Below are 22,507 nucleotides of genomic sequence, written 5' to 3'. Positions count from 1 at the left end.
GAAACCGGCAAGGCCGTCTATAGTTGCCAGATGGTGCGTAGCGGGGGAGTTGCGCACCACCGACGGCGGCGGTGCTGAACTATAAAATGGGCAACCCAAACTATAACGATCACAGGGATGTAGGCGCGGGGCACTATGAAGGCCTGCGCGAGTCCGGCAAGCGTGCGCTGATGCGCACCATCCTGCTCGCCACCGGCCTGACCCTGGGCGGCTTCTCCGTGCTGCAGACGCTGGCTGGCAACTACCCTTTCGCCATCCTCGAGATGTTGTGCACCGTATTGCTGCTGTTCGGCGCCTGGCGCATCGAACAGGCGCGGCATCTGTACTTCTGGATCTACCTGTACCTGATCCCTACCTTCTGTTTCATCCTCTACATCATCATCATGCCGGACGCCTCGGCGGCCGCGTTCGTCTGGCTGTACATGATCCCGCTGCTGGCCTACCTGCTGCTGGGCAAACGCCGCGCCTTCCTGCTCACGGCGCCCTTCATGCTCGCCGGGCTGCTGCTGTACTGCGCCGATAATCGCCTGAGCCTCGATACCCACGGTTTGATCGACCTGGGCAATGCGGCCCTGTGTGGCATGCTGATCCTGGTATTCGTGCATATCTACGACGGCCTGCGCATGCAGGCCCACGAAGAGTTGGAGCGTCTGGCGCAGACCGATGCACTGACCGGCGTGGCCAATCGCGGCAGTTTTCAGCATGCGCTGCAGCGCAGCATCCAGGAGGCCGAACGCAGCAACGGGCATCTGGTATTGGTGCTGCTCGACGTCGACCACTTCAAACAGGTCAATGATCAATGGGGGCATGAGGGTGGCGACATGGCCCTGCAGCATATCTGTCAGATCCTGCAGCAGCGCCTGCGCGTGACCGACTTCCTCGGCCGCCTGGGCGGCGAGGAGTTCGGCCTGCTGCTGCGCCACACTGACAGTGCAGGTGCTGGCCCTTTGGTGGAAACACTGCGCCGGCAGATTGCCGAACAACCGCTGAACTATGACGGCGAGCAGATCGCGCTATCCGCCACCTTCGGCCTCGCCACCTGGCCCGAAGACGGCCGCAGCGCCGCCGAACTCTACCGCAGCGCCGACCGTCGCCTGTACAGCGGTAAGGCCCGTGGCCGCAACCAACTGGTCAGCGCCGACCTGCCGGCCGAACTGCTGCTGGATAAGTTCGATGTGCGGCTGTGACTGCGCGGGTGCTGCGTTGGTGGATAGCACTCAGAAACGAAAAACCGCGCAATGCGCGGCTTTGAAGGTGGTGGGCCCACACGGACTCGAACCGTGGACCAAAGGATTATGAGGCAGTAAAAAGCACGTTTCTGGTCGTTTCCCGCCGTCTCCCGAAAAAAGCCGATTTAGCGCGTTATCCTGAAATCAAGGGGTTAGGTGTTTCCCCTTGGGTCTGGGTGTGGCCGGTCATGCCCTAAGAAACGGTACGCAAAACGGTACGCAAAATGGCATAGGCATCGGGCAAGACGAGCAGTAGGAAGTTTGTAACGGATGTGGAGCTGAAGGCGCTACGGCCTGGTCAGACTGCGACCGATTCGCTGCCAGGCCGTGGTAGCGGATCAATCTTGTTCGAATGCCGTACCTCGGGAGCTGTCGAGGCCTACTACCGCCGCCGTGGTGAGGGTGGGCAGAAGGTCAAGATAGGTGTCTTCAAGAAAACGCTGAAGAGCCCAGGTCTCTCCCTTACTGAAATTCGCGAGCAAGCTGTCCGTCTCGCCAAGATTGCCGCAGAGCATGGCGACATCAAGGCCTATCAAGCCAAGTGTGCTGCTGAGGAGGAGGCTCGGCAGGCTGAGCGCCAACGCCAGCTGCACGAGCAGCAACGTCTCGCTGAAATCGAGGCTGCAAAAGGCACCTTTTCTGAGCTGTTCCGGGATTACATCGAAGATCGTAGGCGCTCGGGTGTATCAGCCCAGCAGCTCGATGAGTTTGAGCGCGTGCTACGTAACGACCTGGAGGGCGAGAAAGTAGTGTCCGTGGCCGACGATGGTCAGGAGCAGAAGCTCAATGTCATGGCTATGAAAGCTAAGGATGTCAGGCCTGAGCATGTTAATTTGCTGCTGAAACCAATCTGGGACAGAGGTGCGGGGCGTCAGACTGGCAAGGTTCGTTCGTTTCTCGTTGCAGCTTTCAGTTTTGGCTTAAAAGCTGAGCATCATATCGACCGAAGCAGTAATAAAAGCTACGGGCTTCAGATGAATCCTGCTGATCCAGTGACTGTCCCGAACACATCAAAGCCTGGCGAGCGCGCTCTGACGGATAAGGAGCTGAAGCAATTTTGGCACACCATTACCAAGGTCGATTCGGTTGGTGCAATTATGGCGCGTGTCTTTCACTTTGCTTTTGCTACTGCAGGGCAGCGCCCCCTCCAGTTTATCCGTGAGCCTTGGACCAGCTACAACTTTCAAAAGAAGTACTTGAAGATCATCGATAGCAAAGGGCGTGGCAGTAAAAAACGTGCTCACTTCGTTCCCTTGAGCAGCAGGGCTTTGCAGATACTTGAACAGGTTCGTGCCTTGCAGCCTCCAGGGGCCGTATACCCTTGGAGCGTTGGTGGACAAAAGCCGATTCACGCGTCCAGCCTGTCTCATGCGGTGACCGGGTGGTTTGCGACTGAGCATGCCAAGTTGGATGGCCAGCCCGTGCCGAAATTTACTCCGCGTGATATCCGGCGTACCTGCACACAGTTCATGCAGCGCCACGGCATCAAGGATTTCGATAGCGACGCGTTGCAGTCGCACGGACAAACAGGTGTTGTCGAGGTGCACTATCGCAATAACCCCGAAGCGAAATTGCCTCAGATGCGCCCGACCATGGAGGCTTTCGATGCAGCGCTTAGCCGCCTGCTCGATAGTCCTGATGAGGATGAGTATCAGGCTGAGCAGCTGGATTTGTTCGAGAAAGGATAAGTTCCAGGAAAGTCAAGTATTTTGTTGTGCGGCCTAGGTTGCTGTGTAAATATACAGGCGTGAGGTTATCCGGAGCCTCTAGGTTTGCTGCTGTGACGTTGTCTACTTGATGCGCAGCGGAATTGGAAAAGTAGAACTAATGCCTGGAAGGCATGATCCGGCAGAGCAGTCAGCTATGAGGAACGCATTACCACCGCAGTGCCCACATGAATCCACCAGCCTCTCTTTCTGGGAGGTGGGTTATGTCTGAGATGATCCTTCTGGACTTCAATGCGGTTAGCCGCAAAGTCGGATTGAGTCGTAAAACTATCTACTGCCGTATCCGAGAGGGTGACTTCCCGAGACAGGTGAAGATAGGCCGAGCAAGCCGCTGGCTTCAGCACGAAGTCGACGACTGGATAGCCAGTGCAGCTGCAGCGAGATAGTAAAGAGGCCGGTCATATGACCGGCATTTTTTTGCCTGAAAGGATCATAGGACTTTTGATCCTATGATCGCTTCTACAGTGCTGGTCGGAGGAATATGGTGTCGACCGTTTGAACCAGAATCAGTATCAACGGTTGGCCACTACCTGCATCGTTCTGCGTAGATCTAGCTCATGCTTATTCGCGCGTTAGCCTGATTTGAGCGCTGGGGATCAAGGAGTATCAAATGTTTCGTAGACCCATTCACGATGAGGTCATGGGCCTGGCTTCACGCCTTGCGGATAAATGCCATCCGCAAGTGGCGCAGAAGCATGCAGACGAGTTGGCTCGGTATGCGCGGCTGACGTCGGCCTGCACTGCCCTGGAGTCTTTTAGTGGGTGCCGCCCCAGAATGGATGACGATGCTTTTGATGTGCTTGCCAGGCGCCGCTCGCAGGTGGCGGATCTTATCGCGCATGCGAACTTGCACGCCTATGAGCAGGAAGCGCCTGAAGGGCTTTACTTGGCAATACCCTTCTTTTCGCGGTGCTCGGATAAACAGCCAGTCTGGTTGTTGAATCGCACTGCTCAGTCTGTCACTTATCTGCGGAGGCAGTTGTATGCATACGCAAGCACGGACGATGGTATTGATGAGTGAATCGCCCCTCATTAAGTAGTTACTCGATAGCCTCTTGGGCTGGATATGACCGGCAGCTGTCGGCCAGAAGCAGCCGTCTGATGAAGATAGATTTCCACCTCAAGCGGAATATTACTTGGGGAAACTCTGAATAAGACTTCCCGAATCTGGTGAAATACGCCGATTGCTTGTCGAGTTTATGTGGCCGGCCTCTCGGGCTGCCAAGGATTGCAGCGAAGTTATTCAGGCCGTCGCCGTAGGGACTATGCCGCCCCCAATGTCATCAACCTAAGCTGCAGCCCTGCCCAAGGCAAGCCCCCCGAAGCAGCCAGCCGCCATGGCCGTCGGGCGATGACCAGGCCTCTGCCGCTCAATCAGGCGGTCTAACTGGGCTGGCGGTGATGTGATCATCGTCTGTTCCGGCTGTCTAGGCGAGATTTCTCGTTCTCCGGACGAGCCTATGCCGACCGCTTGTGGCCAGCTTTTTTTTGCACGGAGGTTGGGCGGTGGTGTTTCTTCAGCGCGTCGGTTTGTAGCCCTCACAACCTCGGCTGGCTGCGCGTTTGCGTTGGCGCGCAAAGCTACGGCCTGAGCGTACGGCACTGAGGCTTTTAGCCATCAAGGCCAGCACATTGCTCAGCCCCTGAGCACAGGTCCGGAGCACTGATGCTCGATTTCCTTGGTAACGGCGACGAGCGCTATCGTGCAGCTCACGACGGGATTCTTGCAGCTATCGAGAAGGTCATCCACAGTGGACCCAAGACCCGTGACTTAGGGGGTAGCGCTTCGACGCAGGAAGTTGTCCAAGCCATCGCTGCAGCTCTCTAGAAAAGGTGTTCACCCGAGCCAGTCACAGTTATAGGGGCGTGGGGTAGGAGGTTGACCTTGGCTACTCGCGCTGAGCCTTCCTGATGCGACGGATGATGGTGCCTAGCACCAGCACCACTACAGGTGCGGCGTAGAGACTGGCGTCACGCGGCGATAGGTCTAGGCCGAGGCTGCGCGCGCCTTCATAGAGCAGCTTGAGCAGGCTCAGCAGGTAGTAGCTGATGGCGATGATCGATAGCCCCTCGACTGCTTTCTGGATCTTGATCTGGGTGGTGGCGCGTTCGTTGAGGCTGTGCAGGATGGCGCCGTTCTGTTCCTCGACCTCGACCTGTACGCGGGTCTGCAGCAGTTCGCCGAGATTGGCCACGCTCTCTTTGACCCGTTCCATACGCTGATGTGTGGCCGAGCAGTAGCGTACGGTCGGGCGGAAGCGCCGTTCGATAAACACGCCTAGACGCTGGCGGCCCAGCACGTGGCTCTCGCGCAGCTCGGCGATGCGCTCGAAGACGATCTGCGCATAGGCCTCGGTGGCGCTAAAGCGCTGGCGGGTCCTGGCGGTCAGACGAACGATGCGCGAAGAAAGGTCAGAGATGCTCTTTAGGATCTGCCGGGCGTCGCTGCTGGAATGCGCGTTCTGGTCGGACAGTTCGGTGAGCTTGCGCTCGTAATTCCGCAGTTCCCTCGCGACATCCTTGGCCACCGGCAGGGTGAGCGAGGCCATCATACGGTAGGTCTCGATCTCCAGCAGGCGGCGTACCATGCGCCCCAGGCGGTAGGCATTGAGGTTATGGTTGACCAGGAGGATGCGATTGACTCCATCCGGTGTCAGGCGGAAATCGCTCCAGATCACAGCGTCGCCGGCGCCGACCTGCGAGCCGCAGGGATCCCTGAACCCATAGCGCCCGGTGCTGCCTCCCCATTCCTCGGCGGACTCCACCAGCACCTGCGAGCATTCGATCAGCAGCTCCTCGTGCCCTCGGATCAGGGCGGCGAGGCTCTCCGGCAGCGGCGGCCAGAACTCCGCGTGAGCCTGCTTGGGTACGACCATGGTGAGGGAGAGGAACTCGGTGTGCCGCTCCCACTTGGTCGCGTATCCATCCAGGCTGACCAGTCCTTGCAGGGCATCCGCAGCCAGGTCGTCAAGGGTTTCGACGATGCTATCCAGCGCATCGCTGCATTCGAGCAGGGTCAGGTGATAGATATGTGCCGGCTCGTTGAAATAGATTGAGGGGCGCGCGTGCAGCTCGTCGTGCAGTGCGGTGCGGAAGGGATGCATCGTTTGGTGGGTGTTCACTGAACTTGGAGCCGGGCAGGTTATCGAAATCGACGCCGGCCACCCCCGCGGGCGCTGGCACCGTTTATGGGCATCCGCTGCCATCTGGACAGATGCTGGATCGCCGCGTGGCGGCTTAGAGTTGTGGTTGCTCCCAATAACTGACGCGTTGGGTGGATGACACCTCTTTCATCCACCTTTACAGAACCACTGCGGATGTAGAAGGTGACATACACCCTACGCTCGTACTACGCCGTTCAGAGTATCGCTAGGCCAAGGATGGCACGACACTCATCGAGCGAGCGATGCTCGGTGGCGGCATAGAGCTGCAACTCGTCGAGTACCTCTGCGCCGAGGGCGAGATGGAAGTCCGCCTGGTTGGAGCTGATCGCGTAGCTAGCCTGGGCGTTGTCGCCGAGGTTGGACTGGAAGATCCCCGCCGCGCTGACCGGCAGGAAGTCTTCATATACCAGCGGATCGAAGCGGATATGGCCGGCGGCTATCAGTGCCTCCAGGGTCTGCGGACGCTCGCTAGCGGCGCGGCCCTGTTCGGTAACGCTGTAGCGGAAATACGCCAGGCCTTCGGTGCGCATCTGCGCGTAGCTGTCGGGGAAGGCGCGGAAGTGCTTTGCCAGCAGCTCACCATACAGCGCTGCGTTGTGCTCGTTGGGGGCTTCCTTGAGCTCGGCGCGGGCGGCATTGAGTAGTTGGTCGTAAAGGGTGCGGCCTTTCGGGGTCAGGGCGGCGCCGCGCTGTTCGATCTCGCCGAAGCGGGCGGTGTGGCTGCCGTCGGCGCCCTGCTGGTCGGTGAAGGCGACCTTCTCCTGCAGCGCCTTGAAGCTGGTCTGGCGCAGCAGGATCGGGCAACGGCGACGGGGCGGACCTTCGACCACGGCTTTCGGCGTGATGCCGTGGGTGGGCATGCCGGCCTGGATCTGGTCGATGTCCAGGGTGCGCGGGGTCAGGTGATTGATGTGTGGCCCCTTGAATGCCACCACGTCGGCGATCAAGCGGTGCTGGGCGTGCAGTTGGTCGTACTCGGCGGCACTGACGGTGGCCTGGGTGTGCCAGCGGAAGGTCTCCAGGGCCTGGGTCACGAACTCCCTGGCGTCCGCCTCATTCAGACCACCATCGGCCTCACACTGCTCGATCAGTTGCAGCGCTCGCGGCGTGAAGATATTGCGCTTGGCCAGCAGGCGCGCGGCCAGGTCACGCAGCTCGGGGTTGTCGATCAGCTCCAGGCGCAGCAGTGAGGTGAACACGCGGAACGGGCTGTGCTGCAGGGCGGCCTCATGCACCGCGCGGAAGGCCGTGGAGTGGACCGGTACGCCAGCCGGGCTGAGGTCGTAGTAACCCACGGGCTGCATGCCCATCACTGCGAACAGGCGACTTATGGTGGCCAGCTCACTGGCGGTGCCGACACGGATGGCGCCGTGACGTTCCATGGCCAGGCGCTCCAGTTCGCCGCTGTGTTGCAACTGTTCGGCGATTTCGGGGCTGTCTTGCAGCACCTGCTGGTTGACTTGTTCGACCAACTGCAGGAGATCTCCATAGAGTGGGACTTCCGCTTTGTACATATCGGACATGGCGCGAGAGAACTGCGCGCGAATCTCGGATGGATCGATGAACGCCGGTTTGCTCATGATCAAGCAATCTCCTGGAGGGCATGGGTGGGTTGAAGCCTGGGCATGGATTGGATTCTGGGCACCGGCGTGGTGCGGCACAAACGACATCTTCTCAGTACTTCATTCGCTGGGGGAATGAATCGCTTGCGTCGTAGGAGCGGCTTTAGCCGCGAAACTCGCGGATAAATCCGCTCCGGGGCGCATAACAACCAACGTGGACATGGCCATAAAAACAACCCCCGGCAAGCTGGGCCGGGGGCTTAGAGCAAAGGGATCAGGGCCGGCACAAGTGCCGTTTAAGCGCCTGTATAGGGTGGGGCAGGGACTGCGAGCTGAGGCGCTCGGCCTGGCTGCGGCAGGAATAGCCGTTGGCCAGCAGGCGTGCGGGGTCGATGTCGCCTTCGACCCGCTCGCGCCAGGACAGGTCGTAGATCCGCTCGGACGTCTGCCTGTTCGCCGCCTCGTGCCCATAGGTGCCGGACATGCCGCAGCAGCCCAGCGGCAGGCTTTTGAGGTTCAGCCCTAGGTGCTGGAACACCTGGACCCACAGTGCCGTCGCTGCCGGAGCGTTGGTCTTCTCTGTGCAGTGGCCCAGCAGGTAGTAGTCTTCTCCAGGGTTGACCACGTCGGCGGGCAGCTTGTCCAACTGCTGCGCCAGCCATTCCTGCGGCAGCAGCACTTTGGGCGCCGCATCGCCCAGGAGCTTGTGGTACTCCTGGCGGTAGACCAGTGTCATGGCTGGGTCCAGGCCCACCAGTTGCACGCCATGGCCACTCAACGTGTTGAGCATTGCTGCATTCCGACGCGCGGCCTTCTCGAAGGCCCCAAGGAAACCCAGTACCTGCAGCGGCTTGCCGTTGGGCAGAAAGGGCGCGAGCAGTACCTGCACGCCCAGGCGTGAGAGCACCTCGATCAGATCCGCCAGCACCTCGGTGTCGAAGTAGCGGGTGAAGGCATCCTGTACCAGGATCACGCTACGTTCGCGTTGCGCCGCAGGCAGCCGGCGCAGGTTTTCCGGCGTGGCCTCAAGTACGTCCCAGCGTTCTAGCGTCGCCTTCAGGTCGAATCGGCTGAGCAGCGGGCTGTCGATCATGCCGGCGTAGCGGCGCAGCATTGCTTGGCTAATATTCAGCTGCATCAGGCCGTTGTAGAGCCATGGCAGTTTGGCGAAATAGGGGATGCTGAACTCCAGCGAGCCGATCAGATAGTCCTTCAACGGGCGCAGGTAGCGGCTGTGGTACAGCTCTAGGAAGCGCGAGCGGAACTCCGGCACGTTGACCTTGACCGGGCATTGCCCTGCACAGGATTTGCACGCCAGGCAGCCCGACATGGCCTCGAACACTTCGTGGGAGAAGTCCTCATCGCCGCGGCGTTTGCTCAGGGTGTTGCGTACGCGGCCGGTGAGGCCGCGTAGCGGCGATGTATTGCGCAGCTGTTGGCTGGCGTCGAGTACATCGACACCGGCCTGCTCCTGCAGGCGCAGCCATTCACGCAGCAGCGAGGCGCGCCCTTTGGGCGACTGGGTGCGCTCGCGGGTGGCCTTCCACGACGGGCACATGGCGTCGTTGGGATCATAGTTGTAGCAGGCGCCGTTGCCGTTGCAGTGCATTGCCGCGCCGTAGCTGCTCCACACGCGCTCGTCGATCTGCCGGTCGAGGTCGCCGCGCAGCGGCACTTCGTCGACCTTGGTCAGCTCGCTGCCAGCCGCCAGCGGCGTGGCGATCTTGCCGGGGTTGAGCTGGTTGTCCGGGTCGAAGGCGCTCTTGATCGCCTGCAGTGCCGGGTACAGATCGCCGAAGAAGCGCGGCGCGTATTCCGAACGCAGGCCCTTGCCGTGTTCGCCCCAGAGCAGGCCGCCGTATTTGTGGGTGAGGGCGGCCACGCCATCGCTGATTGGGCGGATCAGCGCCACCTGGGCAGGGTCTTTCATGTCCAGCATCGGGCGCACGTGCAGCACGCCGGCATCGACGTGACCAAACATGCCGTACTGCAGCTGATAGCCGTCGAGCAGGGTGCGGAACTCGGCGATGTAGTCGGCCAGTGCCTCGGGTGGCACAGCCGTGTCCTCGACAAAGGGTTGCGGGCGCGCTTCGCCGTCCACGTTGCCGAGCAGGCCCACCGAGCGTTTGCGCATGTTGTATACGCTGGCCACGGCGGCTGAACCTCGGGCAATGGTGTGGCCGAGGCGCTGCACGCTGGCATCGCTGGCCAGGTGTGCGGTGAAGCGCTCGACCTGCTCATCCAGCAACGCGGCGTCTTCACTGCTGAACTCCACCAGGTTAATGCCTTGTGTCGGGATGGCCGGATTGGCCGAGAAGTACTCGGCCACGTCATGCCAGACGATGTCCTTCATCGCCAGATTGAGCACCCGCGAATCCACCGTTTCGATGGACAGCGGTGCCATGGCCATCAGTGCCTGGGCATCTCTGAGCGCGTCCATAAAGCTGGCGTAGGACACATTCACCAGCACCGAGTGCTTCGGGATCGGCAGTACGTTGAGGGTCGCCTCGACGATAAAGCCGAGCGATCCTTCTGAGCCACAGAGAATATTGTTGAGGTTGAAGCGGCCATCGGCGTCGCGGATATGCGCCAGGTCGTAGCCGGTCAGGCAGCGGTTGAGCTTGGGAAAACGTTGTTCAATCAGCCCGGCGTGTTGCTCGTGTACATGGAGCACGGCGCGGTATACCTCGCCACAGCGGCTGTCGTCCTGCAGAACCTTTTGCAGCTCGTCCTCGCTGAGCGGGGCGCTGTACAGGCGCTCGCCGCCGAGCAGGATGGTCTGCAGTTGCAGCACATGATCACGTGTCTTGCCATAGGTGCAACTGCCCTGGCCGCTGGCGTCTGTGTTGATCATGCCGCCGATGGTGGCGCGGTTAGAGGTCGACAGCTCCGGGGCGAAGAACAGCCCGTGCGGCTTGAGCGCGGCGTTGAGCTGATCTTTGACCACACCGGCCTGCACCCGCACGCGGCGGTTGTCGGCGTCGATCTCGAGGATGCGATTCATATGTCGTGACAGGTCCACCACTACGCCATTTGTCAGCGACTGGCCGTTGGTACCAGTACCGCCACCGCGCGGGGTTAGGACGATGTCGCGGTACTGCGGCTGCGCGGCCAGACTGGCCAGCAGGCGCACGTCTTCGTCGTGTAAGGGGAAAAGCGCCGCTTGTGGCAGGCGCTGGTAGATCGAGTTGTCGGTCGCCAGTACGGTGCGGCTGCCATGATCGGAGGCTATTTCCCCCTGGAAGCCAGCCTGCATGAGCGAGTCGAGAAAGGCGCGGTAGTGCCTCGTGAGCGCTGCCGGTGGAGCTACTTTGGCAATCATGGGGTTAACGGATTCCTGCCAGGCAGTCTTCGATAATGTCCAGTCCCTGCTCGAATAGCGCCGGCTCGATGGTCAGCGGCGCCAGCAGGCGCACGATGTGCCGGCTCTTGCCACTGGGCATTAGCAGCAGGCCCTTGGCACGCGCAGCCTCCAGCAGGGCAGCGAGTTGCGTGGTGCCGGCCTTGCCCTCTGCCGTCAGCAATTCGATGCCGCGCATGGCCCCGGTGCCGGTCAGCCGGCCCAAGCAGGGCGAGATCGCCCGTTCGCGCCAGCTGTTGTAGCGGCGCACGATGGCCTGCTCCTGCGCCTCGCCCCAGGTCGCCAGGTTGGCGTCGCTCATCGCCTCCAGGCTGGCCAGCGCGGCTGCGCAGGCTAATGGGTTGCCCGAGTAGGTGCCGCCGAGACCGCCCTTGGGCAGGATATCGAGCAAGTCCTTGCGGCCGACCACCGCACCCAGCGGCAGGCCGCCAGCGATGCTCTTGCCGAGCAGCAGCAGGTCCGGTTCTATGCCCAGACGACTGAAGGCGAAGCGCTGGCCGGTGCGACCGAAGCCGGACTGGATCTCGTCGGCGATCAGAAGGATGCCGTTGGCATCGCACAGCGCACGCAGGCGCCGTGCGAACTCGGCGTCCATGGCTAGGAAACCGCCTTCGCCTTGTACCGGCTCGAAGATGATGCAGGCGACTTCGTTGATATCGACCTCGACGCTGAAAAGCCGCTCCAGTGCCTGCAGGCCCTGTTCGGTGCTGACGCCGGTATCCGCGCTGGGGTAGGGCACGTGGTAGACCGGGCCGGGCAGCACACCAACACGCTGCTTGTACGGGGCGACCTTGCCGTTAAGGTTGAGCGTGGCCAAGGTACGACCATGAAAGCCGCCGTCGAAGGCGATCACCACACTGCGTCCGGTGGCGGCGCGAACGATTTTCAGTGCATTTTCCGCCGCTTCCGCGCCACTGTTGGTGAGCATGCCAGCTAGTGGGTAGCTGAGCGGGATGAATGCGGCGAGAGCGTCCATAAGTTGGTGGTAGCCGCTGTGCGGAACTGCGTTGAAGGCCGAGTGGGTCAAGCGCTGGGCCTGCGCGCCAATGGCGGCGACCACACCTGGATGGCAGTGACCGAGGTTGAGTACGCCGATGCCGCCGACGAAATCGATGTAGCGCTTGCCCTCGGTATCCCAAACCTCGGCGTTGCGGCCGTGACTGAGAGCTATAGGGTGCACGATGGACAGCGAGGCACTGATGGGCGACGTGCTCATGCGCGGCCCTCGGGCAGCGCGGAGGCATGAAATGACATTGCGGCGTTCCTCGTCGAAGGGGGGATTCCCTTCTATGAAAACGAGGAAGGCCGAGGCTGCACAAACGAAAAAAAATTACCGGGTCATTCCAAAGATTCAGGAACTAGCATGCCCCTGCCGGCTATGCGCCTTGTCCAGTATCCAATCGACAAAGCTTCTGACCTTGGGAATATCGATCGACTGCTCGGCATAGGCCAGGTAATGCGAGCCTTCGCTGGGCTTGTGATGAACCCAGGGAATCACCAGCTTGGCGTCGTCCAGTTCGTCCTCGACCAGAAAACGCGGCACCAGGGCGATGCCGCATCCCGCGCGGGCAGCACGGATGCACATGTAGAAGGTGTCGAAACGCGGCCCATGATAGCTGTGCTCGGTGTCGATGCCTTGTTCCTCGAACCATTCGTGCCAGGCCTCGGGGCGCGACGTGCACTGCAGCAGGACGAACTCGGCCAGCTCTGTGGCGCCTCGTAGCGCACGCCCCTGCAACACGTCCGGCGAGCACACTGGCACCACCTCCTCGCCGAAAAGTTCGATGCAGGTAGCCCCCGGCCAGGAACCCTGGCCGTAGAAGAAGGCTACGTCCGCCTTGGCCTGCACCAGATCGAAAGGCTCCAGCTCGCTCCTGATATCGAGGTGGATATTGGGGTGGTGCTTGGAGAAGCCCTTGAGGTTGCTGATCAGCCAGCGCGCGCCAAAGGTCGGTTGGGTGGCCACCCGCAGCACCTCGGTTTCGCCACCGTAGGAGAGGATGTAGCGGCTGGAGATGTCCACCTGGGTAAGGATCTTGTTGACCTCGGCCAGGTACAGTTCGCCTGCCGGGGTCAGCTGCAGGCGCCGACGTACGCGATGGAACAGCAGGTGCTGGAGCATGTCCTCGAGTTGGGCGACCTGTTTGCTCACCGCGCTCTGAGTCAGGAACAGCTCTTCGGCGGCGCGGGTGAAGCTCATATGACGGGCGGCGGCCTCGAAGCACTGCAGGGCGGTCATGGTGGGCAGCAGGCGCTTGGGCATGTTGGTCTCACGGGCAGGTGAATGGTGAGTTCATTCTGCTGGGGAATGATGTGGTGCGTAAAGGTCGTTTGTTGGCCTGCGCAAATCGGTTCGATACTGACCCTCGTCAATGAACCCCAGTGCTCAGCGGATGTAGGAGAACAATATGGTTGGCGAGCTGCTCAACACCCTCGGCGTGCAAGCCCACGCGTACCAAGGCGGCGATCATGCCGTGCACAGTCCCATCGACGGCAGGCTGATCGCCTCGATCAGCCTGGAAAGCGCCGACGTCGTACCGGCCAAGGTGGATGCGGCGCATCAGGCCTACCTTAGTTGGCGCAACGTCCCAGCCCCGCGTCGTGGTGAGCTGGTGCGCCTATTCGGCGAAGTGCTGCGCGAATACAAGACCCAGCTCGGCGAGTTGGTGTCGATCGAAGCCGGCAAAATCACCCAGGAAGGCCTGGGCGAAGTGCAGGAGATGATCGATATCTGCGACTTCGCCGTCGGCCTGTCGCGCCAGCTGTACGGCCTGACCATCGCATCCGAGCGCCCGGGCCACCATATGCGCGAGTCCTGGCACCCGCTGGGCGTGGTCGGGGTGATCAGTGCATTCAACTTCCCGGTCGCGGTCTGGGCTTGGAACACCACGCTAGCGCTGGTGTGTGGCAACTCCGTGATCTGGAAACCGTCTGAAAAGACTCCGTTGACCGCGCTGGCCTGTCAGGCGCTGTTCGACAAGGCGCTGGCGCGTTTCGGCGATGCACCGGCGAATCTCAGCCAGCTGATCGTCGGCGATGCCAAGGCCGGCGAGGCGTTGGTGGATGATGCGCGCGTACCGCTGGTCAGTGCCACCGGCAGCACCCGCATGGGTCGTGCAGTCGGCCCGCGCGTCGCCGCGCGCTTCGCCCGCAGCATCCTCGAGCTGGGCGGTAACAACGCGATGATCCTCACCCCTAGCGCTGACCTCGACCTGGCTGTGCGCGGCATCCTGTTTTCCGCGGTGGGCACCGCCGGCCAGCGCTGCACCACGCTGCGCCGCCTGATCGTGCACCGTTCGGTGAAAGACGAAGTGCTGGCCCGGGTCAAGGCCGCCTATGCCAAGGTGCGCATCGGCGACCCGCGTGCCGGCAACCTGATCGGCCCGCTGATCGATAAACAGGCCTTCGATGCCATGCAGGACGCCCTGGTGCGTGCGCGCGACGAGGGTGGCGCGGTGTTCGGTGGCGAGCGTCGCCTGCAGGAGCAGTACCCCAACGCCTACTACGTCGCCCCAGCGATCGTCGAGATGCCAGCGCAGAGCGAAGTGGTGCGTCACGAGACCTTCGCGCCGATTCTCTACGTTCTTGCCTACGACGATTTCGAGCAGGCGCTGGCACTAAACAACGAAGTGCCGCAGGGTCTGTCGTCCTGCATCTTCACCACCGATGTGCGCGAGGCCGAGCGTTTCCAGAGCGCCTCGGGCAGCGACTGCGGCATCGCCAACGTCAACATCGGCACCAGCGGTGCGGAGATCGGCGGGGCGTTCGGCGGCGAGAAGGAAACCGGCGGCGGCCGCGAGTCCGGCTCCGATTCATGGAAGGCCTACATGCGCCGTCAGACCAACACCATCAACTATTCCCGCGAGCTGCCCCTGGCTCAGGGGATCGTCTTCGACTGACCAAGCGTTAGCCATGTCGGCCAGGTTCGGCATGGCGTTCCCACTTAGGCACGGAGAATCAGTAGTCGTCAACCCTTATAAGGCGGTCTTTGCCCGTAGGCATCATGGGTAGCAAAGGCCGTGAATGCAGAGCAATAACAACAAGAGAGGCTCGCCATGAGTGCTACACCCCATTTTGCTTACTGCCCCCGTAAATCAGAGGAGTTTTACCTTGGACGCTCATAAAGAAGTGACCAGGGAGGCACCGTCCTTTGCTGTGGCAGTGGCTCCCCTCGTAATTACCGCCATCTTGCTGATGGTCCAGTTCTTCGTCTTCGAGGATTTCACCCCCCATGTGCCGCTTGCCTTTGGTGTGCTGGTGTGCGGACTGTTTGCGGTATTCCGGGGTACACCTTGGTTCAGCATCGAGGCGTCGATGTTCAAGGTGGTGCAGATCGGCATTCCGGCCATCTTCATCCTGATGTGTATCGGCATGCTGATAGGCTCGTGGATCGCCTCCGGCACCGTGCCGACGCTGCTCTACTACGGCTTCAGCTACCTGTCCGGCGGCAGCTTCCTGGTGATGACCTGCCTGCTCTGCTCGCTGATCTCGCTGATGACCGGTACCTCCTGGGGCACGGTCGGCACCGTCGGCCTGGCACTGATGGGCGTCGGCGAAGGCCTCGGCGTACCGGCCTACCTGACTGGCGGGGCAATCGTTTCCGGCGCTTTCTTCGGTGACAAGATGTCGCCGCTGTCGGAAACCACCAACCTGACCCCGGCCGTGTGCGGCACCGACCTGTGGAGCCACATCAAGAGCATGCTGGCCACCACCGTGCCGGCCATGCTGATTTCCCTGGTGCTGTACGCCTGGATCGGCGCCAGCTTCGCCGACAATGCGGTGGATGCCAGCAGCATCGAACTGATGCGTGCCGGCGTCGAGCAGCACTACAAGATCGGCCTGCTGACCCTGTTACCGCCGCTGGTGGTGATCATCCTGGCCATGCGCAAGGCACCGGCGCTGCCGGTGATGTTCGCCGGGGTAGTGCTGGCCGTGGCCGTGGCGGTGTTCTATCAGGGCGTCGGCATCAAGGAGATGACCAACATCCTGCAGAACGGATTCGTCAGCCAGACCGGGATCGAGTCGGTGGACAAGCTGCTGTCCAAGGGCGGCATCATGTCAATGACCTGGGTGATTACCCTGACCCTGATCGCGCTGGCCTTCGTCGGCGCCCTGGAGGCCCATGGCACCCTCGACGCCATCCGCAAGAAACTCGATCAGGTTATCAAGGGTCGCTTCGGCCTGGTGCTCAGCAGCCATGCCAGCGTGCTGGGTGTCGGCACCCTGGTTGGCGATGTTTACACCTCGCTGGTGCTCCCAGGACAACTGCTCAAGGACAAGTACGCGGCCATGGGTTACAAGCCGACCGTGCTATCGCGCAGCATCGAGGATTGCGGCACTCTGTGCTCGCCGCTGATTCCGTGGAACATGGGCGGCGCTTTCGTCTCCTCGTCCCTCGGTGTGCCGACGCTGCTGTACGCCCCGGTGGCCTTTGCCTGCTGGCTGTCGCCCGTGATCGGCCTGATCTGGGCCGCCACCGGCCTGTTCATGCCGCGTGTCGAACCCGCAGCCGTCGAGGCTGAGATCGACGAAGCCTACCCGGCTGCTGCCGTGCAGCGCTGAACGGGTCACACCCTCCCCCGGCGTGCCGGGGGATTTTCTCTTTACCGCGCTAACTGATGTGGATGTTGAAGAGGTATATGACATGACGGTTTTTCATCAACAGTGCCTCTGGGAAAAGGCCACGCCTGTGCGCATCGACGTCGTGGCGCTGAAGGGCGTGGTTAAGGCCGACGTGTGCGTCATCGGCGGTGGCATCACCGGCCTCAGCGCCGCGCTACGCCTGCTCGAACAGGGCAAGACAGTGTGCCTGCTGGAGGCCCATGAGGTCGGCCACGGCGGCTCAGGGCGCAATGTGGGTCTAGTCAACGCCGGCACCTGGATTAAGCCTGATGACGTCGTCGCGGTGCTCGGCCAGAAGCAGGGCGAGCGGCTCAATAGCGCGCTCGGCCAGGCGCCGGCCGAGGTTTTCGCGCAGATCCGCCGCTACGGCATCGACTGTCAGGCACGTAACCAAGGTAGCCTGCACATGGCCCACAACGACGCCGGTCTTGACGACCTGCGTGCCCGCGAGGCGCAGTGGCAAAGGAGGGGAGCTGATGTCGAACTGCTTACCGGCGCCGTCTGTATCGATCATTGCGGTACCGACAAGGTCACTGGCGCGCTGCTCGACCGCCGTGCCGGCGTCATTAACCCAATGGCCTACACTGTCGGCCTGGCGCAGGCCTTGCAACGCCTAGGCGGCGCGTTGTACCAGCATTCGCCTGTCAGCCAACTGCAGCGGCAGGGCGGTGACTGGCTAGTGCGCACCGAGAATGGCGAAGTCCGCGCCAGCCAAGTGGTAATCTCTACTGGTGCCTACACCGAAGGTGAGTGGACCGAGCAGCGTCGTAGTTTTTTCCGTGGCTACTACTACCAGGTGGCCTCAGTACCTCTGAGTGGCGCGGCGGCTGACGATATTCTCAGGCACGGCCAGGGCTCTTGGGACACCCGTACGGTACTCAGCAGCATCCGCCGCGATGCCGAAGGCCGCCTGCTGCTGGGCAGCCTGGGCAAGGCGAGCAACAAGCCTGACTGGTTTATCCGGCGCTGGGCCGACCGCATCCAGCAGCACTACTTCCCTGCATTGGGTCGCGTGGAGTGGCAGATGCACTGGACCGGCTGCATTGACTTCACGCCGGATCACCTGATGCGCGTATTCCAGCCAGCGGCTGGCCTGGTGGCTGTGGCTGGCTATAACGGTCGGGGCAATACTACCGGAACGATAATTGGTAGGGCATTAGCAGACTTCCTGCTTACGGATAATTCCGAATCGCTTCCGCTGCCTTTCGAGCCGTTTCAGAAAGTATCGATGCCGGCGTTGCGCAGTTACTTTTACGAGACGGGTTTTTCTCTCTATCACGCCGGGCAGTGTTTGAAAGTGGTGCTTTGAGCTGCTTGCTAGACTCGTGCCTGCTTCAGTCATCAGTACAGACTTGGTCGGATGACCGAGCTCAGGCGCCACGCAAGACGGAAATTTGTAGATCTGATCGATCGATTAGATCGAACGTTGTTGTACAAGGCTCTACATATGACCTAACGAGCTCGACCTTTAGGGGCCGTACTTCTTGGTTTGATGGAGCGTATTGATGTAATGCGTCCTACCTGTCAAAAACCGGCGCCCAGTAGGGCGCTCGGATACGTTGGCTGAGGCTACCGCCTTAAAAGAGCAGTAGCTCAGCTATCCCCGGCAGGATCTACAATCGGTACACTGAGATCGTAGACATCAAGCATTGAAGCGTCGCGATGTCCACTCGCTTCCTGCTTTTCTGCCCGGTTGCCAGCAGTGTCCGTAATTCCTCGTCTTTTGAAGTCATGAAGGCCGAAGCGCTGCTCGGTAGTCATTATTCCGTTCTCAAGAGCCTGGTGCACCAGACGCTGCCAGGCGGTATCCAAACTCGACTTCTGTAGTGCGCCTCCGTGGGCTGCCACGATAATTCTGCGCTGTTCCCCCATCGAGGCAGTCAGGCTGCATTCGGACAGCATGGCGGTATGCGAACAGATGCTGACTCATGGTCAGGTGCAATTCTTGCTCTGTCACCGCCATCCTGAGGTCCCCCCCGTTTACCCCTGGATCAGTTCGTCAGCAAGAAAATCGGTGAAGACATTCTGTTGCCTCTTGCGGGCACATCCGCTGAATTCGGATCGTCTCCGGCATCCCTTCCCTATCTCGCTTACACAGACGAGTCGGGGCTAGGTCGAATTGTTTCTCACCGTCTTCAGGGCAGGGCTGACTACCTTCACTTAAAGCCTCTCTTCAGCAGCCACCTGGCAGCCGTGCTGATGTCGATGGCCTTGGAAAATAAAGGTATAGCCTGGCTACCCAAAAGCCTCAGTGAGCAAGAGGTGGTCGACTTAAGGCTCAGTCGGGCCCTGGACGAGAGCTGGGATATACCTTTGGAAATTCATCTGACACGGCCGATTGCCCCGTTAAGTCCGTTCGCAGAAGCCTTTTGGGCAAACCTATACTAGCGGGTAGCCTCTTAAAGATCACAAACTCGGCCTGTATTGACTGGTCTTAACGTCAATGAGTCATTAGCGAAAGACCGCTACTGACTAATTCTGTTGAAAAAGTCGGCTGCTGAGAGAGCGGCTTAACGACAGCGCAAAAAAACGCTCGATTTCGGCGTTGCTCCGTAAAAATCAACGCAGCTCTGTCTTATGAACGCACCAGACGTCGCTCACGCTCTTTCATGGGGAAAAATCGCGACGGGACTTTTTCAACAGAATCGACCGATACCAGATTCTTACTACGTCCACTTCCGGCCAAGAGCAGACATTTAGTGCAGGGTAGGGGAAATAGGTCTGTCCCTTTTCCTCGTCCAAACTCGCTGCTCTGTGCATCCAAACAGTGCATCCAGCGACCCGGCCGCTTCAACGGGTGGAGCTACCTCTCCGCAAGAGCTTTCCGTACGAAGTCACCGAAGCTACCCGCCCCCCAGGTGCGGATATCCAGGGCCTTGGCCCCAGCTTTAAAGTCCTTGGGATTGGCAGTAATCACCAGAAGGCCTGCAGACCATTCTCCGTAATCAATGTCGGTCTGATGCTTGAGCAGACCGCTCCCCATCCTCTTCACACCGCTGGCGCCGCCGATTCGGTGTTCGTTCGCGTCGGCATACGCCCGCCCTTCGACACTGGTCAGGAACCCCCCACCCGTGACGCTACCGTCAGTCTGCAACTCACCGAAACCACCCCCACTTGGGGCCGGGGCATTAATATCCCTGAATTGAAACCAGACTGCGGGTTCTGCTTCTAGGGCTGCCAGTTGCGCTCGTGCGTACTTACCAACTCGCTGGGCGTCTTCACTCGGATGAGAGCCTGCCGGGATCTCAATCAAGCCAAGATCGCTGACGGTGAATTGCAGATCTTCCCCGCACTCGTCGACCAGAACGACTCCTCGACTTTCAAGAATATCCCATGCGCAGTTGTCGATCAGTACCGTTTCACGAACCATGTTTGCTTTGCCTCCCTGTTGTTGTGCAGAGCCGCAGTTCTCTGAAGCTCGCTTCCAGCAAATAGCTGCCTATTCAACTGCATAGAAATCGGCTCGGACCGGAGGTTTAGATCGTGGCGTGTGATCAAGGCTTTAGCAGAAGACTGGCGCCAACTTTGGGATCTTCATAGCGCACAACAAACCCGTTAAGACGTTGCTGGCGCTGCAGTTGATCCTTAGCTATGTCTGCATGTTCCCGGCCTTTGTAGGGGCCACAAAAGATCCGATTCATGCCATCAGCCGTGGTTGTGTACACTTCATACCCGGCGTCCTTTAAGCGCATTTCAAGCTTCTCGGCTGTCTCTTTACTGCTCAAGGACGCGACCTGAACACTCCACAAAAGCTCATCATTCACAGAAACCGGTTTTTTGGGGGCAGCCGTGATCTTGTTGTTGGCTTCAGTCAGTCGGCGCTGCTGCTCCTTCTCAATCGCTGACATGATTTCAGCCGCATTATTGAACTGCACCAGCTGCCAGTAACCACCCTGGTCACGCAGGGTGAACTTCATCTCAAGGGGAAGATCGAGCTGTTCGTTACGGTAGGGTATGGTCACGATGGCCACCTTGCCCTGCTTCTCGACGTCGTAATCCTGCAGCTTCAACTGCTCCAGGCCAAATGACGATGCCATGCCGTCAAGACTGGCCTTTTTAGCCGCATCACTGGCAACAGCAGGCACTGCAGAGGGCGCGACACGTTGTCCGCCTTTAACCAGCTCGCCCGTTTCGACGTACCGCAAGGTCGACGACTTCAGCGCGCTCACAAGAGTTGGCTTCATCATCTGCACAATGCCCGTGCCCAAGGCACTGCCGAGCGTGCTCCAACCGGAGTTATCCTCATTAGCGGCCTGGAAGAGTGCTTGCGCCATCACATCGTCAATCAGGCGATTGAAGAGCGTGTCGACATCAACATGCTTTTCGAACAAGGCCACGTCATGGTCCTGTACCGCGTTGCGGATCTGCAGGACGGAATAGGTTGGTGTGGTCGTGTAGTAGTAGAAACCACCCACTGAAACGGCAACCAGCCCCAGAACGGACAGAAGTAACTTCCTTTTCATCAGGCTCCTCACAAGCATTTTTGGGGCTATCCAGTTTGTGATCGAAAACCAGCCAGCGCCGGCTTCACACGTCGGAGTTTGGCGTTATCTGTTCTGGCTGGCCAGTAAACGGGATCTTTTTGTGTGATCAGCGCGCGACGCATCTACCTCTGCCGGTCTCGCCAGCCCCACAACCCAGTCGGTAAATAATCGGAGACACGATATTGATGCTGCCGAGCGTCAGCTCGGGGTCGACTCTGTCTTTCGTGACTGACCGCTTCTGGCCGATTCCAGCCTGTTGCAATCAGTATTGGATATGGCCGTCTGCTTTCGCCCACGGGCGATAGCTATCCTTTTTGATGGTTTGGGCCCGTTGAGGGGCCTGGAAGCCAGCCACGAGTAGCGGCTGGAAATTCAATCAGGCCAATCACCCTGCCGTTTCCGTACCGTGGAGGACTCTTGGGTTTTCGTACCCTGGACAGGTCAATGCCCTCTGCAGGTCTGATGTGGCTTTTTCGGTCTGCGCCAGAGCGCCCATCGCCATAGACGCTGATCGATTCTGTGGACTGATGCCCCATGATGTACGCCATGGTTTCCGGATTTTCTCCAGACGCTTTCAGAATCGAGCCGATCTGATGTCGGAAGCTCTTTAGCGTTGGATGCTTTTTGCGTCTAGACCAGAGACTCCGGCATTCCCTGCGAAAGCGGTCTCTGATAGCAGTGTTGGTGCGTTGGCACTTCGACATCCTGTGAGCAGCCCACTCAATCAATTTCAAAATGCGGGGTTTCTCGATCACCAGCGTTCGGTCAGCACCACGGTGCAGCTCTGCGGATTTTTTGCCACCGCAGATATGCACCAAGTTGCCGGTGACAGGTGCTGGAGCAGGTTCGTGCCTTGCAGCCGCAAGGGGCTGTATACCCATGGAGCATTGATGGGCAAACGCCGATTCACCCGTCCAGTTTGTCTCATGCGGTGAGCGAGTGGTTTGCGACTGAGCATGCCAAGCTGGATGGCCAACCCGTGTCGAAATTTACCCCGCGTGATATCCGGCGCACGTGCACGCAGTTCATGCAGCGCAACGGTATCAAGGATTTCGATAGTGACGCTTTGCAGTCACACGGGCAAACAGGCGTTGTCGTAACGCACTACCGCAATAACCCTGAAGCGAAATTGCCTCAGATGCGCCCGACCATGGAGGCCTTCGATGCCGCGCTTGGCCGCCTGCTCGATAGTTCTGATGAGGATGAGCATCAAGCTGAGCAGCTAGATTTGTTCGAAATTGGATAAGTTTCAGAAAAGTCAAGTATTTTGTTGCGCAGCCTATATTGCTGTGGAAATATACAGGTGTGAGGTTATCCGGAGCCTCTAGGTTTGCTGCTGTGACGTTGTCTACTTGATG

General features: G+C 60.0%; 15 protein-coding genes and 4 pseudogenes. 10 read left to right on the top strand and 9 right to left on the bottom strand.

Annotated elements, in window-relative coordinates:
• The first annotated feature begins 86 nt into the window (after window positions 1-86).
• From J7655_RS19045 to J7655_RS19030, 4 genes are all read left to right on the top strand, one after another.
• Window positions 87-1,187, top strand: a complete 1,101-nt coding sequence (locus J7655_RS19045) for a GGDEF domain-containing protein (protein ID WP_230925745.1) — start codon at window positions 87-89, stop codon at window positions 1,185-1,187.
• A gap of 386 nt (window positions 1,188-1,573) precedes the next feature.
• A complete protein-coding gene (locus J7655_RS19040; RefSeq protein ID WP_230925744.1) occupies window positions 1,574-2,917 on the top strand; it encodes a site-specific integrase in 1,344 nt (447 codons plus the stop codon).
• Window positions 2,918-3,123: 206 nt separating this feature from the next.
• Window positions 3,124-3,342, top strand: a complete 219-nt coding sequence (locus tag J7655_RS19035) for a helix-turn-helix transcriptional regulator (RefSeq protein ID WP_307692157.1) — start codon at window positions 3,124-3,126, stop codon at window positions 3,340-3,342.
• 224 nt (window positions 3,343-3,566) lie between these two features.
• Entirely contained in the window at window positions 3,567-3,977 is a 411-nt protein-coding gene (locus tag J7655_RS19030; protein WP_230925743.1) for a hypothetical protein, read from the top strand.
• A gap of 496 nt (window positions 3,978-4,473) precedes the next feature.
• On the opposite strand, the pseudogene J7655_RS19025 reads toward J7655_RS19030, so the two are convergent.
• Window positions 4,474-4,608: pseudogene (locus tag J7655_RS19025) on the bottom strand (IS4 family transposase); the annotation flags it as partial.
• On the opposite strand from J7655_RS19025, the pseudogene J7655_RS19020 reads away from it, so the two are divergent.
• Window positions 4,581-4,784, top strand: a pseudogene (locus J7655_RS19020) (tartrate dehydrogenase); the annotation flags it as partial. The pseudogenes J7655_RS19025 and J7655_RS19020 sit on opposite strands and share 28 nt — an antisense overlap.
• 61 nt (window positions 4,785-4,845) lie before the next feature.
• Here the strand turns inward: J7655_RS19020 and J7655_RS19015 are convergent.
• From J7655_RS19015 to J7655_RS18995, 5 genes are all read right to left on the bottom strand, one after another.
• A complete protein-coding gene (locus tag J7655_RS19015) occupies window positions 4,846-6,060 on the bottom strand; it encodes a DUF3422 domain-containing protein (RefSeq protein WP_092377173.1) in 1,215 nt (404 codons plus the stop codon).
• 254 nt (window positions 6,061-6,314) lie between these two features.
• On the bottom strand, window positions 6,315-7,700 hold the full coding sequence (hglS, locus tag J7655_RS19010) for a 2-oxoadipate dioxygenase/decarboxylase HglS (protein WP_230925742.1): 1,386 nt from the start codon (window positions 7,698-7,700) through the stop codon (window positions 6,315-6,317).
• Between the two features lie 256 nt (window positions 7,701-7,956).
• Window positions 7,957-11,004 (bottom strand): D-2-hydroxyglutarate dehydrogenase YdiJ, encoded by a 3,048-nt coding sequence (ydiJ, locus tag J7655_RS19005; protein ID WP_230925741.1) that lies wholly within the window; start codon window positions 11,002-11,004, stop codon window positions 7,957-7,959.
• Window positions 11,005-11,008: 4 nt separating this feature from the next.
• Complete coding sequence (locus J7655_RS19000) at window positions 11,009-12,259, bottom strand: 2-aminoadipate transaminase (protein ID WP_230925740.1); 1,251 nt, start codon at window positions 12,257-12,259, stop codon at window positions 11,009-11,011.
• A 135-nt stretch (window positions 12,260-12,394) separates the two neighbouring features.
• Window positions 12,395-13,306 (bottom strand): LysR substrate-binding domain-containing protein, encoded by a 912-nt coding sequence (locus tag J7655_RS18995; protein WP_092377160.1) that lies wholly within the window; start codon window positions 13,304-13,306, stop codon window positions 12,395-12,397.
• 145 nt (window positions 13,307-13,451) lie between these two features.
• Between J7655_RS18995 and amaB the strand changes: the two genes are divergently transcribed.
• From amaB to amaA, 3 genes are all read left to right on the top strand, one after another.
• Window positions 13,452-14,942: an L-piperidine-6-carboxylate dehydrogenase gene (gene amaB, locus J7655_RS18990; RefSeq protein ID WP_092377157.1), complete on the top strand. Its 1,491-nt coding sequence runs from the start codon at window positions 13,452-13,454 to the stop codon at window positions 14,940-14,942.
• Window positions 14,943-15,204: 262 nt separating this feature from the next.
• Window positions 15,205-16,605 carry a Na+/H+ antiporter NhaC gene (gene nhaC / locus J7655_RS18985; protein ID WP_230925739.1) on the top strand — a complete coding sequence of 467 codons (1,401 nt, stop codon included), beginning with the start codon at window positions 15,205-15,207 and terminating at the stop codon, window positions 16,603-16,605.
• Window positions 16,606-16,687: 82 nt separating this feature from the next.
• On the top strand, window positions 16,688-17,974 hold the full coding sequence (gene amaA, locus J7655_RS18980; RefSeq protein ID WP_092377154.1) for an L-pipecolate oxidase: 1,287 nt from the start codon (window positions 16,688-16,690) through the stop codon (window positions 17,972-17,974).
• Between the two features lie 284 nt (window positions 17,975-18,258).
• Here the strand turns inward: amaA and J7655_RS18975 are convergent.
• A pseudogene (locus tag J7655_RS18975) lies at window positions 18,259-18,531 on the bottom strand (hypothetical protein); the annotation flags it as partial.
• 4 nt (window positions 18,532-18,535) lie between these two features.
• Here J7655_RS18975 and J7655_RS18970 point away from each other — a divergent pair.
• Window positions 18,536-19,053, top strand: a pseudogene (locus tag J7655_RS18970) (LysR substrate-binding domain-containing protein); the annotation flags it as partial.
• 415 nt (window positions 19,054-19,468) lie between these two features.
• Here the strand turns inward: J7655_RS18970 and J7655_RS18965 are convergent.
• Window positions 19,469-20,035 (bottom strand): hypothetical protein, encoded by a 567-nt coding sequence (locus J7655_RS18965; protein WP_230925738.1) that lies wholly within the window; start codon window positions 20,033-20,035, stop codon window positions 19,469-19,471.
• 124 nt (window positions 20,036-20,159) lie between these two features.
• Entirely contained in the window at window positions 20,160-21,128 is a 969-nt protein-coding gene (locus tag J7655_RS18960; protein WP_230925737.1) for an SPOR domain-containing protein, read from the bottom strand.
• Window positions 21,129-21,981: 853 nt separating this feature from the next.
• Here J7655_RS18960 and J7655_RS18955 point away from each other — a divergent pair.
• Window positions 21,982-22,395, top strand: a complete 414-nt coding sequence (locus J7655_RS18955; protein WP_230925736.1) for a site-specific integrase — start codon at window positions 21,982-21,984, stop codon at window positions 22,393-22,395.
• Window positions 22,396-22,507: the final 112 nt, after the last annotated feature.

The sequence above is a fragment of the Pseudomonas wenzhouensis genome (assembly GCF_021029445.1).
In the GTDB taxonomy this organism is placed as follows: Bacteria; Pseudomonadota; Gammaproteobacteria; order Pseudomonadales; family Pseudomonadaceae; genus Aquipseudomonas; species Aquipseudomonas wenzhouensis.
Note: the sequence above shows the minus strand (reverse complement) of the source record. Positions and strands in the feature narration are given on the sequence as shown.

Coding starts and splice junctions, on each gene's coding strand:
- J7655_RS19045 (WP_230925745.1), top strand. CDS start 87: ATGGGCAACCCAAACTATAACGATCACAGGGATGTAGGCGCGGGGCAC.
- J7655_RS19035 (WP_307692157.1), top strand. CDS start 3,124: ATGAATCCACCAGCCTCTCTTTCTGGGAGGTGGGTTATGTCTGAGATG.
- J7655_RS19030 (WP_230925743.1), top strand. CDS start 3,567: ATGTTTCGTAGACCCATTCACGATGAGGTCATGGGCCTGGCTTCACGC.
- J7655_RS19015 (WP_092377173.1), bottom strand. CDS start 6,060: ATGCATCCCTTCCGCACCGCACTGCACGACGAGCTGCACGCGCGCCCC.
- hglS (WP_230925742.1), bottom strand. CDS start 7,700: ATGAGCAAACCGGCGTTCATCGATCCATCCGAGATTCGCGCGCAGTTC.
- ydiJ (WP_230925741.1), bottom strand. CDS start 11,004: ATGATTGCCAAAGTAGCTCCACCGGCAGCGCTCACGAGGCACTACCGC.
- J7655_RS19000 (WP_230925740.1), bottom strand. CDS start 12,259: ATGAGCACGTCGCCCATCAGTGCCTCGCTGTCCATCGTGCACCCTATA.
- J7655_RS18995 (WP_092377160.1), bottom strand. CDS start 13,306: ATGCCCAAGCGCCTGCTGCCCACCATGACCGCCCTGCAGTGCTTCGAG.
- amaB (WP_092377157.1), top strand. CDS start 13,452: ATGGTTGGCGAGCTGCTCAACACCCTCGGCGTGCAAGCCCACGCGTAC.
- amaA (WP_092377154.1), top strand. CDS start 16,688: ATGACGGTTTTTCATCAACAGTGCCTCTGGGAAAAGGCCACGCCTGTG.
- J7655_RS18965 (WP_230925738.1), bottom strand. CDS start 20,035: ATGGTTCGTGAAACGGTACTGATCGACAACTGCGCATGGGATATTCTT.
- J7655_RS18960 (WP_230925737.1), bottom strand. CDS start 21,128: ATGAAAAGGAAGTTACTTCTGTCCGTTCTGGGGCTGGTTGCCGTTTCA.